At 43.4% G+C, this 12785-nt stretch carries 8 protein-coding genes; all 8 read left to right on the top strand.

Translation table 11 applies throughout. The annotated features are described in order from the left end of the window. Positions 1-8: 8 nt before the first annotated feature. The 8 genes from G4420_RS14790 (at position 9) to G4420_RS14755 (ending at position 12672) form a co-directional block, all read left to right on the top strand. On the top strand, positions 9-1976 hold the full coding sequence (locus G4420_RS14790) for a family 20 glycosylhydrolase (RefSeq protein ID WP_163324704.1): 1968 nt from the start codon (positions 9-11) through the stop codon (positions 1974-1976). Positions 1977-1991: 15 nt separating this feature from the next. Continuing rightward, positions 1992-4130 carry a GDSL-type esterase/lipase family protein gene (locus tag G4420_RS14785; protein ID WP_204273703.1) on the top strand — a complete coding sequence of 713 codons (2139 nt, stop codon included), beginning with the start codon at positions 1992-1994 and terminating at the stop codon, positions 4128-4130. A 1-nt stretch (position 4131) separates the two neighbouring features. Further along, positions 4132-4806, top strand: a complete 675-nt coding sequence (locus G4420_RS14780) for a GDSL-type esterase/lipase family protein (RefSeq protein WP_163324703.1) — start codon at positions 4132-4134, stop codon at positions 4804-4806. Between the two features lie 44 nt (positions 4807-4850). Further along, positions 4851-5780, top strand: coding sequence for a dihydrodipicolinate synthase family protein (locus tag G4420_RS14775; RefSeq protein WP_163324702.1), 930 nt, complete (start codon positions 4851-4853; stop codon positions 5778-5780). 79 nt (positions 5781-5859) lie between these two features. Further along, positions 5860-6960: a Kelch repeat-containing protein gene (locus tag G4420_RS14770; protein WP_163324701.1), complete on the top strand. Its 1101-nt coding sequence runs from the start codon at positions 5860-5862 to the stop codon at positions 6958-6960. A gap of 25 nt (positions 6961-6985) precedes the next feature. Next, entirely contained in the window at positions 6986-8158 is a 1173-nt protein-coding gene (locus tag G4420_RS14765; protein ID WP_163324700.1) for an AGE family epimerase/isomerase, read from the top strand. 20 nt (positions 8159-8178) lie between these two features. Next, the gene (locus tag G4420_RS14760; RefSeq protein ID WP_214647209.1) at positions 8179-9441 is read left to right on the top strand and encodes an MFS transporter; all 1263 of its coding nucleotides are present in this window, start codon (positions 8179-8181) and stop codon (positions 9439-9441) included. Between the two features lie 624 nt (positions 9442-10065). Next, positions 10066-12672, top strand: coding sequence for a TonB-dependent receptor (locus tag G4420_RS14755; protein ID WP_163324699.1), 2607 nt, complete (start codon positions 10066-10068; stop codon positions 12670-12672). The last annotated feature ends 113 nt before the right edge of the window (positions 12673-12785 follow it).

The following is a 12785-nucleotide window of genomic DNA, read 5'->3' as shown; positions in this document are numbered from 1 at the left end:
AACCAAGCATGAATGATACAATGTCTAAATATTTCAGCTTCCTGACAGCATTTGTTGCTGCCTGGATGCTTTTTTCTTGTAACCAAGAGAAAGATCCGATCCCGGCGCTGATACCAATGCCGCAGCACATTGACTGGGGCACATCGTCATTTAATATGGCCGATACCAGCACCTGTTTTGTACAGCGCATTGTTTCCGATATTCCGGAGGTTCCACTGAACAAGGAGGAAGCCTATCGCTTAAATGTTTCGGCCGATTCGGTAATTCTGGAGGCTACAACCGAAACCGGAATTTACCGCGGCCTGCAAACTGTAAAACAGCTGGTTTTCGAAAAAAACGGAAAACGTTACCTGAAAGGCTGTGCGATTGTTGACTGGCCGGCTTTTCGCATTCGTGGTTTTATGCAGGATGTAGGCCGGAATTACCAGCCCATGGACATGCTGAAAGAGCAAATCGATGTATTGGCGGCGTATAAGTATAACGTGTTTCACTTTCACATGACCGAAAATCCGGGATGGCGGTTGGAGAGCAAAATATATCCGGAGTTGAACACGGAGGAAAGTATGACGCGTGAAAAAGGAAAATTTTATACCCAGCAAGATTTTAAAGAGCTGGTGGCTTATTGCCGGGAGCGAAAAATAACGCTGATTCCAGAGTTCGATATTCCCGGGCACAGTGCTGCTTTTCGTAAAGCAATGGGTTTTGAAAAAATGAGCGATCCGCGTGTACAGCCGGTATTAATAGACCTGGTTGACGAATTATGTAGCCTGGCACCGGCCAACGTGATGCCCTACATCCATTTAGGAACAGACGAAGTTTGGCACGATTATGAAAAACCATCACCAGCTTTGTTACCGGCATTGCTCGAGAGGGTAACGCAACACCACGGCCGCGAACTTATTGTTTGGCGTCCGGGGCAGCACATCGAGGACGACTCGGTTTCTATCACACAACTTTGGTCATCGAGCGGGCACCCCAAACCGGGGCACCGTTACATCGACTGCCGTTTAAATTACGTCAACCATCTAGATCCTTTGTCGGGCATGGTGCAGTTATACTTCGATAGAATTAACGGTACTGCACATGGCGATTCGCTGCGTATGGGAGGTATTTTCTGCTGTTGGAACGATAACAATATATACGAGGCTTACGACATTCTGGAGCAAAACCCGGTGTATCCGGGAATGGTTACCTACGCCGAAACTTCATGGACAGGCCAAAAAACATATGTTGGAGAAAACTATTTAGCAAAATTGCCGGAAAAAGGAAGCGAGCTTTTCAATGAATTCAGTGCTTTTGAGGTCCGGATGATCGAACATCGCGATAAATATTTTCAGGAGAAACCGTTTCTGTATGTAAAACAATCAAACATTGAATGGAAAGTTCTGGGGCCAATTGCCAATAGTGGCGATGTTGATGCTACCTTTCCTGTGGAAAACGAGTTGTTTGAAACCTACCGTATCGACACAGCAAATTACACCTGGCAGGGACCGTTTTATGGCGGAACCATTCAGTTAACGCACTACTTTGGTTATCCGTCACATTTTCCCAAAGAAACAGGAACTTATTATGCCTACACGCAAATTTGGTCGCCAAAAGAACAAACGGTTGAAGCCTGGATCAGTTTTCACGACTGGTCGCGTTCCGGTGGCCGCCGGGGAGGTCCGTTTCCGCAAGACGGGGAATGGCATAATACGCACCCCAAAGTCTGGTTAAACGGCGAATTAATTGCCGCGCCCGAATGGAATAATCCGGGGCTGGCGAGCAACACGGAAGAAATCCCCTTCACCGATGAGAATTACTTTTTCAGAAAGCCGGCTTCTATTCAACTCAAAAAAGGATGGAACGAAGTGTTGCTGAAAATTCCGGTGAAAAAAGATACCTGGAAGCGCATGTTCACTTTTGTGCCCGTTCAGGAAGATAATGGAAATATAAAAGAAGTTGAAGGCTTGAAGTTTTCAGCTGAATTGAAATAAAAAATCGCTTTTAAAATGAAATTGCGTAGAATAACACTTTTCGTCAGTTTGATGCTTTTGTTTGGCATAGGGCAAAATGTATTAGGCATCTCTTCAAAAGAAAATGAAGAAAAGAAAATAAGGGTAGTCTGTGTGGGAAATTCGGTTACGCGTGGTTATTTACTGAAGAATCCTGAACGATATTCCTATCCCTCGCAGTTGCAGAATTTATTGGGAGACGCATATGAAGTGCAGAACTTCGGGCACAGCGGAGCCACACTTTTAAGCAAAGGACACCGACCTTATATTGAAACGCCGGAGTATCCTGAGGCTTTGAATTTTGATGCCGATATTATTGTTATTCATCTTGGTCTGAACGATACCGACCCGCGCAACTGGCCCAATTACCGCGATGAGTTTGTGTCGGATTACATGGCTCTGATCGATTCGTTTCGCCTACACAACTTCAATAATCCGCAGGTTTATATTTGCAAAATGACGCCGATTTTTAACACGCACCCACGTTTTAAATCCGGCACACGTGACTGGTTCTGGCAAATTCAGGACGCTATCGAACAAGTAGCTAAAAACAGCAAAGTAGGGCTGATCGATCTGCATCCCCCACTCTACAGTCGTCCCGAGTTATTTCCCGATGCCCTCCATCCGAATGCAGAAGGAGCCGGAATTTTAGCGCAGACCGTTTACGAAAACATAACGGGCGATTTTGGAGGATTGAGCCTGGCTCCGGTTTTTATGAACCACATGGTGCTGCAACAAGAACAGCCCATTCAGGTGTTTGGAAAAGCCAACAGCAGAACAAAACTTACGCTGAATTTTGCCAGTCAAAAAAGAACATGTACGGCCAACGAACACGGCCAATGGTCGGTTACCTTCAATGCGGTGGCCGCCGGAGGACCTTACGAGCTGAAAGTAACTTCGGATTCTGAAGAATCCATCTCGCTCTACGATATTTTAGTGGGCGAAGTATGGGTTTGTGCCGGGCAATCAAACATGGAGTTCCAGATGAAACAAGCTATTAATGCTTCAAGGATGATTGACGATGCAGCTGAATATCCAAATCTTCGCCTGTACAATTTGAAAAGCATTGTACGCACTGATAATAAAAACTGGGACTCGACGACGCTGGTAAAAGTCAATCAACTAGATTATTTTGAAGGCGAATGGGAACGGAGCAATTCTGATGATGCGGCCGAATTTTCAGCAATTGGCTATACTTTTGGCCGACAACTGAATAAAAAGCTGGATGTTCCTATCGGATTGATTCAGATAAGCGTTGGTGGCGCACCGGCAGAAGCCTTTATCGACCGCAAAACGTTGGAGTTTGATCCGTACATGGTAGATGTACTCACCGATTGGAAAAAGAACGATTTTATTCAGGGGTGGTGCCGTGAACGTGCTGCTATAAATATTGAATTGGCCGAAAACAAATTGCAGCGTCATCCTTACGAGCCAGCCTATATTTACGAAGCCGGTGTAAAGTCGGTGGTGGGAATTCCGGTGGCAGGAGTAATATGGTATCAAGGCGAATCGAATGCCCACAATGCCGAACATTATAAGCATGCTTTTTCGGCGCTGGTATATTCATGGCGCTCGGCTTTTAACGATGCTAAAATGCCTTTTTATTTTGCGCAGTTATCAAGCATCAACCGCCCGTCGTGGCCTTATTTCCGCGAAACACAGCGGGAACTGGCGCTTAGTATTCCCAACACCGCGATGGTAGTAACAAGCGATTTAGGCGATTCGCTGGATGTGCATCCGAAGCACAAAATCGAAATTGGCGAACGTTTTGCCAACCTGGCCTTATCGCACGACTATGGAATGAAAGATGTTCCAAATGGCGGACCACAAATCAGTAAGGTAACTGAGGAAAAGGGAAAAGTAATTCTTACTTTTTCGCATGCTGTGCAGTTAAAAACATCGGATGGTAATCGTGTTCGGGAATTGGAAGTGGCTGGAGCAGATGGACTTTTCCATCCCGTTAGTGCAAAGCTAAAGAATAATAAAATCATCATCGATTCAAAAGATAAAAAGATAGAACAGGTTCGTTACGGTTGGAAGCCTTATTCGCGTGGCAATTTAGTAAATGAATGCGGATTGCCCGCATCTACATTTCAGGTTGAATCCCCTAATTCGAATGCAACTAAAACAAAGTAATATGAGAACTTTAAAAGTCATATTAATACTGTATTTCGCGCTCTGTTTTTTACCTGGCGTGAAAGCTCAGGAGGCGAAAAAGTCGTTTCAAACCACTTATTACGAGCAGCGAAGAACATTGTTTGAAAGTCTTCCAAATTCCAAAAAGGAAATCATCTTCCTGGGGAACAGCATTACTGACGGTTGTGAGTGGGCCGAACTTTTTAATAATTCAAAAATTAAAAATCGCGGGATTAGCGGCGATGTAACAGAGGGAGTCCTGTTCCGATTAAATGAAGTAACAGAGTCGCAACCGGAAAAAGTCTTTCTGTTAATCGGAATCAACGATCTTGCCCGGGGAATTTCTCGAGACACTGTTTTTAGTAACATCTGCAGGATTGCTGAGCGAATTAAAGCCGATTCACCGAAGACACAACTTTACCTGCAGAGCATTTTGCCAGTAAATCCTGAGTTCGGAAAATTTCAGGGACATTGCTCGAAAACCGAAGAAATTCTTTGGATCAATCAACAACTGAGAGGTTGGTGTGCCCAAACTTCCGTGCAGTTTGTGGATCTGTTTTCAAGATTTAAGAATGACGATAGCAATTGGATGAATCCACTTTACACTAATGATGGTTTGCATTTAAAAGGAGCAGGATACATGGTTTGGGTTGAATCGATAGGAAAATATTTATAGACCAAGTAATTGGATAATTATAAACCAAAATAAGCATAAGAATTATGAGCATAAGTACTAATAAATTTGAAGGATTGGTAGCAGCACCATTCACTCCGATGGACAAGAAGGGAGAAGTGATTTATGAAAGAATTTCGGGATACGCCGGATTATTAGAGAAGAACAAAGTTGTAGGTGCATTTATCAATGGCTCTACAGGCGAAGGAGTTTCGTTGAGCCAAAAGGAAAAAATGAAAATAACCGAGGCCTGGGTACAAGCAACTTCAAACACGAAAAACGTGAAAACCATTAACCTCGTTGGTGGAACTTCATACATAGAATGTATTGAAAACGCGCAACATTCAGCCGATTGTGGTATAGACTCAATTGCTTTGCTCGCACCATACTATTTTAAGCCTGCCGCTGCTGGTCAATTAGCAGAGTTCTGTGCAAAAATAGCCGAAGCTGTGCCGAATACTCCTGTCTACTTTTATCACATTCCTGTGCTGACTGGCTGCAATGTGTCTATGTTTGATTTTTTACAGGAAGCAGATTCGATGATCCCAAACCTGGCTGGTATTAAGTATACTCACGAAGATTTTATGGATTTCCAAAGCTGTATGAGCTTCAAAAATGGTAAATACGATATGCTTTGGGGACGCGACGAAAACTTAGTGTCAGCACTGGTCCTGGGGGCACGTGCAGGAGTCGGTAGTACGTTCAACTATGCTGCCCCACTCTATTATCAGCTCATCGATGCTTTTAATGAGAGCGACCTGGAAAAAGCACGCAAATTGCAACAACAATCAATCGACATGATTCGCCTGTTGGGAAAATATGGAGGAATCGCAACCGGAAAAGCCTATATGCGTTACATTGGTTTTGAATGTGGGGAATTCCGTTTGCCAATAAAAAACATGAGCAATGAAGCATATAAAGAGTTTGAAAAAGATGTTCAGGGATTACAAATGCAAGATCTTTTCAGTACGCTTTAAGCGAATAACTAACTTATTTTCACTACTCATTCTAGGGGGCGTTATATCACAATGCTCCCCGGTTGATAAAGAAATAACTATGAAGATTAATTGGGGAAGTTTACCGGATGTACCGCCGGCCACCAATCAGCAGAAACAAAAAGGGCTTGCAGGCGCTTTGGCCGGCGTGTCTTCCGAATCATTACTTGTTGCCGGAGGTTCGAATTTTCCAGACGCTCCCCCCTGGAATGAAGGTACAAAAACATATTACGACGATATATTTTTCTTTAATCTGAAAGAAAATAAAGGACCATGGGAAGTGGCGAAGACAAAACTTCCGGCTCCAATGGCTTATTCAGCCTGTGTGTCGTTAAACGACGAAGTTATTTGCATCGGCGGCGAAAATCACGACGGACTGCTTTCAAAGGTGTTAAAACTGAAGTTAAACAAAACCGATGTTGAAGTTAGTGCACTTACGGATTTACCCGTAGCCATGTCGAATGGCGGGGCTGCAACAATTGGTTCGATGGTCTACGTAGCCGGTGGTGCTGGAGCCGAAGGAAACCTGGCCTCGTTTTATTGTGCTGATTTTTCGAAAGATAAAGTGGAATGGAAAGAACTTCCTGCTTTGCCCGGGCCGGTATCGAATGCCGTGGTAGCCGCCCAGTGGGATGGCACCGAAAACTGTATTTATGTACTTGGTGGCCGCAACCGAACCGGGGAGTTAACCACTTTTTTTAGTTCGGTTTGGAAATATTCGCCGTCAAAAAACGAATGGCAAACCGATGGGCAAATCAGCAGCGATGGAGAAACTCCCTTAACGCTGGCTGCCGGAACAGGTGCCGCAGTTGGTAAAAACTACATTGTACTGCTAGGGGGCGATAAAGGAGCGCTTTTTAATAAAACCGAGGAATTTATTAACGCCACAGCAACTGCCGAAACGCCAGAGCAAAAACAGGAAATTATTAATCAGAAGATAAAACACCTCGAAAGTCATCCGGGATTTAGCAAACAGGTGTTTTTATACAACACGGTTACCGGGGAATGTTTTGAAAAAGAAAAACTTCCGTTTCCGGCACAGGTAACCACGCTGGCGGTAAAATTCGGTAACAAAATTTATGTGCCCAACGGCGAAATCAGGCCGGGAGTGCGCACACCAGGTGTTAATTATGCAGAAATTTCGGTGGTTAATCCGAATTAAGTTATCACGTAATAAAGCTAAAAAAATGGATTTTAAAATCTTTGCAGAACAATATAAAAACGAGCTGTTAAACAAAGTGGTTCCGTTTTGGGAAGCACATTCGCTCGACAAAGAACATGGCGGTTATTTTACCTGCCTGAAACGCGACGGTGAAGTTTTCGACACCGATAAATTTATTTGGCTGCAAGCCCGCCAGGTGTGGATGTTTGCCAAATTATACAACGCAGTAGAACAGAAACAGGAATGGCTGCAGATTGCCCTTGATGGTGCAGCTTTTCTACAAAAATACGGTCACGATGGAGAGCTAAACTGGTATTTTTCGCTTACCCGCGAAGGTGAGCCGCTGGTGCAGCCCTACAATATTTTTTCCGATTGTTTCGCCACCATGGCTTTTGGGCAGCTTAGCAAAGCAACCGGCAACGAAACGTTTGCCAACATTGCAAAAGCTACCTTCCAAAATATTCTGAAACGAAGCGATAATCCCAAAGGCAACTACAACAAACTGGTGCCCGGTACCCGTCCGTTAAAAGGTTTCTCGCTGCCCATGATTATGTGTAACCTGTCGCTTGAAATCGAGCACCTGCTCGAACCTGAATTGGTAGATAGCACCATCAAAGAGGTGTTGCATGAAGTGATGGAGGTATTCTATCAACCGAATTACGGATTGATTCTGGAAAATGTAAATCCTGACGGAAATTTTTCCGATTCGTTTGAAGGACGTTTGTTAAATCCGGGGCATGCCATCGAAGCCATGTGGTTTATCATGGACCTCTCGGAACGATTGAAAAGACCTGAACTGGCACAAAAAGCAGTAGACATTGCCCTGCGTACCTTAAAATATGGCTGGGATGAAAAATACGGTGGAATTTTCTATTTCCTCGATATAAAAGGAAACCCGCCGCAACAACTCGAATGGGACCAGAAACTTTGGTGGGTACACATCGAAACATTAATTACGCTGATTAAAGGTTATGCGCTAACTGGCAACCAGGAATGTTTAAGCTGGTTTGAAAAAGTACACGAGTATTCGTGGGCACATTTTGCCGATGCTGAGTATGGCGAATGGTACGGCTATCTGAACCGCCAGGGAGAGGTGTTGTTGCCCTTAAAAGGCGGAAAATGGAAAGGTTGTTTCCATGTGCCACGCGGCATGTTCCAGGTGTGGAAAACCCTGGAGAAAATAAACAATGATGGATAATTAAATCAAAACGAATTAAAATGAATCAAATCAAAGAAAAATCATATTATCCATGGGTAGTTGTGGGTCTCTTGTGGGTTGTAGCCTTGTTGAACTACATGGATCGTCAGATGCTTTCAACCATGAAAGTTTCGATGATGATTGATATTCAGGAACTGGAAACCGCCGAAAATTTTGGCCGCTTGATGGCCGTTTTCCTTTGGATTTACGGATTGATGAGTCCGGTGGCAGGTATTGTAGCCGACCGGGTAAACCGCAAATGGCTGATTGTTGGAAGTTTAGCCGTATGGTCGGCGGTAACACTATCGATGGGTTACTCCAATAGTTTCCAGGTTTTATATGCTTTGCGTGCCATTATGGGAATTAGCGAAGCTTTATATATTCCTGCTGCGCTGGCGCTTATTGCCGATTATCACGAAGGACGCACTCGTTCGCTGGCAATAGGTATCCACATGACTGGCTTGTATTTAGGACAGGCAGTTGGAGGTTTTGGAGCTACCGTAGCACATCAGTTTTCGTGGCAAACTGCTTTTCATTCGTTTGGACTGGTTGGGATTGCCTACAGCGTAATACTTATCTTTTTCTTGCGTGAGAAAAAAGACCGCTTTGCAGCTGCTCCGGATACCAAAGAAGCAAATACTGAAAAAATAAGTGGCTTTTCATCCATTACAAAAAGTTTGGGCATGCTGCTCGGAACAATAAGTTTTTGGGTGATTCTCTTTTATTTTGCAGCACCGAGTTTCCCGGGATGGGCAACCAAAAACTGGCTGCCTACCTTGTTCTCTGAAAGCCTGGGCATGGACATGGCAAAAGCAGGACCGCTGGCCACCATTACCATTGCTGCCTCGTCATTTATCGGTGTTATTTCGGGCGGTCTTCTTGCCGATCGCTGGATTGGCATCAACGTTAGAGGACGAATTTATACCGGCGCTATTGGGCTTTCATTAATGATTCCGGCGTTGCTTTTACTCGGTATGGGACACGGTTTTGCAGGTATTATCGGCGGGGGCGTTTTGTTCGGAATTGGTTTTGGAATGTTCGATGCCAACAACATGCCAATTCTTTGTCAGTTTGTATCGCCACGCCATCGTGCAGCGGGCTACGGTTTAATGAACCTTACCGGTGTTTTTGCTGGTGCATTTGTCACTGAGTTATTGGGAAAATCAACCGACTCAGGCAATTTGGGTCGTGATATGGCTATGCTGGCCATTCCCGTTGCAGCAGCAGTTCTGCTTCAACTATTAGTACTGAAGCCAACAACAGCCAATAAAGAAAGTGATTAGGCTCAACCAATTTATCATTGAGCCTGTTGATAGCGAAAACGATGGATTACAACGGAGTAATTTTTGATCTTGACGGTACCCTTGTATGGTCACCAGGAGAAATTCAAACAAAAACAAAAGAGCACTTAAAATCAATACCTTAAGTGCTCTTTTGTTTTCCTCAGGATTCAAAAAAGCACAAAAAAGTCAAGATAAACGAGACTTTACCGAGAACAAACATTTTTTAAAAATCTGTTCTCGATTTAGTCTCGACAGTTCTCAGAGTCTCTCTATTTCAGTATTTAAATTGATACGAATTGACTCAATTTGATATCGAAAACTAGCCTCAAAAAATAATGGAAGAACACCTTTTTACAGGCACATCACTCTAATTTACTGAAGCATTGGACTCTTTACCAGTAGAAGACCGTATATTAAGCATTCTTTGATTTCTTTCTTTGAAAGAAGTTTAGTCGGCCAAATTGCAGATTCATTCTTCTGCTTTCTACCAATTTGGTATTTTCATTTATATGACGTTTTCTCCCCCTATAAACGATACATTTTCACCTTTCCTACAACAATAATTTAACTATTTTTGCCGCCATTAAAAGACAATAATATCTTTAATAGTTTACATAACCAATTATGAGAAAATTAGTAACAGTTTCCTTGATATTTATTTTTGGCTCGTTGTCAGCATTTGCCCAAAAGACTGCGGTAAAAGGAGTAATAATCGATAAATCAACAAACGAGTCAATACCGTACGCCACAGTTGCCCTACTGAAGGCAGGTGATGAAAATGCATTTGCGGGAAGCGTATCAAGCGAAAACGGGAATTTTATTATCGAAGATATTCCCTACGGAACCTACACCATGTCGGTTTCTTTTATCGGTTATCAGTCTCAGGAATTACCGGGTATAAACATTTCTTCCGGCAACAAGAATATCGATCTGGGAAAAATTACTCTTGAGCCTGATGTTATTGGAATTGAAACCGTTGAAGTAACAGCTGCATCAAGAACTTCGTCAAACAAAATAGACCGGAAAACCTACCAGGCTTCCGATTTTGAAACAGCAAAAGGAGGAACAGCCATTGATGTGCTGAGTAAACTTCCATCGGTTTCTGTTAGCAGCGACAACGATATTTCAGTGCGCGGATCGTCTGATTTTGTGGTTTATTTGAATGGTAAACCAACCAATACCAGTGCATCGATACTACTTGGGCAAATTCCTAGTGAAAATATTCAAAACATCGACATAATTACCGTTCCTTCATCGAGATACGATGCGCAGGGAAAAGGAGGGATCATAAACATTACCACCAAGAGAAATACCAACAGAGGACTTACCGTGGTAGCAACAGGTATGCTGGGAGGAACGCCATGGAAAAATGAAACCGATGTATTCAGTAACCAGAAACGTGACAACAACAGAATTAATGGCGGCTTAAACCTGAATTACAACCTGAACCGGATTAGTCTTCACGGTGCTGTGAATTACACCAACCGCCACAACAAGGGAATTGGCGATATTTACACCTATATTTACCAGGACGAAACACAACCCAATTCAGGTACCTACTATATTTTGGATGGTATGGGTGCACGGCCCAAATGGGATGAAAATTTTTATACCAATTTGGGTGTGGATTTTAAGCCCGGAGATAATTCTCAACTGTCGGCCAACTACCAGTACTCCAGAAGACACACCGGCAGAACCGCCCATTATAAATACGACACGTTTTTCAGTAACAGCACAAATGGAACACCTATCGACGGTACGCTTTACGAATTGTATAACCCCAATGAAATTCACCGAAAAGGACACTTTCAGAACGTTAGCTTTGACTACTTTTGGGAGAGCGGCAACAATTCAGCGCTAAACATCTCCTTTCTGTATGAAAACTCAAACCTCGATCAGACGATCGATAACAAAGAATTTGCGTACGACAACGACAGACTTTATTACGACTACAATTCCAACGAGCATGGTAATCCGGTGTTTCATTCCTACCAGCTCGATGAAACACCTCTTGATGCCTACCGTTTCGAAATAAATTATCAGAAAGATTTTGATAACGAAAGTTCCCTCAACCTGGGAGCAGTATCGGAGTTGGTGCGCTTAGACGGTATTTATGAATACGACACGGTAAATGTAAACACCGGAGATTTTGCGGGCTATGATTATTTTAACAACACCATTGGCCTAAACCGGGATATTTATGCGGCCTTTGCCGAATTTTCAGGATCGGCAAATAAGTTAAAATATATTTTAGGCTTGCGTATTGAATACCTTAATCAGAATATGAGTGTAAGCAGTACCCGTTATTTTGAGGAGGTTTATGATGTGTTCGGGGAAATTGGCCGCGATTTTAATGAAAAAGAATTCGAACAGAACAAGCTGGATCTTTTTCCGTCGCTACATTTAAGTTACCAGCTTAACAATGCTGATATTCTTACTTTAGCCGCCAGCCATCGGATTAACCGCCCTCCGGCAAAAGATATGGCACCATTTTTATACCGTCGCCATCAGGAAATTTTTGAGATGGGCGATCCCTTGTTGGAACCCGAATATAGCTGGAATGCCGATCTCACGTACAACCACCTGTTTGGCAAACACAATCTTTCGCTTACCGGTTTTGTTCGTTCAACAAGCAATGCCATTTACCGGGTTAACCGTCTGGATTATAGCCTCGACAATCAGGGAGGTGTGTTGTTGCGCAGTTTTACCAATGCCGGAACTCAGTTAGCCACAGGTGGTGAGCTGGGATTCAACTTCGATATCATGAGTAAGGTGAAACTATTTGTGGGCGGTTCAGTTTACCAGTTTTCGGTAGAATCGAATGAATCACTTTTTGGCGATCAGAGCAGCAGCAACAGCGTAAACTGGGATGCAAAAACGAACCTCAACTGGACGATCATAAAACCACTGAAGTTTACACTCGATTACTCCTACAAATCGGGAAGTGTTACGCCTCAGGGCGAGGATCTGAAATTTCAGTTGATGAACGCGGCGCTGAATTTTACTCCTGAGAAACTGCAGGGCTGGAATTTTTATGCCAAAATGTTGGATGTAATTGGGACCAACCAGGCCGGCGGATTTACAGGAGCAACAGCGAATGGCATGGCCGTATTTCAGCGCGACTGGGTGTACGATTACGAGGGGCAGATTGTAGAAATTGGCGCCTCATTTACCTTCAATCAGCGCAAAGAACAAACAAAACAACGATTGATCGGGGATAAATATTTCTAGAGATCAGGGTCCATTCAGAAAAAAAGCGCAAGTAATGGCATCAAATTCATTGCTTGCGCTTTTTTGTTTATACCTGGCTTATTTAACTATTCACGAATGGTAAGATCAGCATC

It is taken from the genome of Draconibacterium mangrovi (assembly GCF_010586825.1).
In the GTDB taxonomy this organism is placed as follows: domain Bacteria; phylum Bacteroidota; class Bacteroidia; order Bacteroidales; family Prolixibacteraceae; genus Draconibacterium; species Draconibacterium mangrovi.
This window is presented reverse-complemented; position numbering and strand designations above follow the sequence as displayed.

What these genes read in the sequence shown, in the direction of transcription:
- G4420_RS14790 (WP_163324704.1), top strand. Translation starts at nt 9, where the DNA reads ATGAATGATACAATGTCTAAATATTTCAGCTTCCTGACAGCATTTGTT.
- G4420_RS14785 (WP_204273703.1), top strand. Translation starts at nt 1,992, where the DNA reads ATGAAATTGCGTAGAATAACACTTTTCGTCAGTTTGATGCTTTTGTTT.
- G4420_RS14780 (WP_163324703.1), top strand. Translation starts at nt 4,132, where the DNA reads ATGAGAACTTTAAAAGTCATATTAATACTGTATTTCGCGCTCTGTTTT.
- G4420_RS14775 (WP_163324702.1), top strand. Translation starts at nt 4,851, where the DNA reads ATGAGCATAAGTACTAATAAATTTGAAGGATTGGTAGCAGCACCATTC.
- G4420_RS14770 (WP_163324701.1), top strand. Translation starts at nt 5,860, where the DNA reads ATGAAGATTAATTGGGGAAGTTTACCGGATGTACCGCCGGCCACCAAT.
- G4420_RS14765 (WP_163324700.1), top strand. Translation starts at nt 6,986, where the DNA reads ATGGATTTTAAAATCTTTGCAGAACAATATAAAAACGAGCTGTTAAAC.
- G4420_RS14760 (WP_214647209.1), top strand. Translation starts at nt 8,179, where the DNA reads ATGAATCAAATCAAAGAAAAATCATATTATCCATGGGTAGTTGTGGGT.
- G4420_RS14755 (WP_163324699.1), top strand. Translation starts at nt 10,066, where the DNA reads ATGAGAAAATTAGTAACAGTTTCCTTGATATTTATTTTTGGCTCGTTG.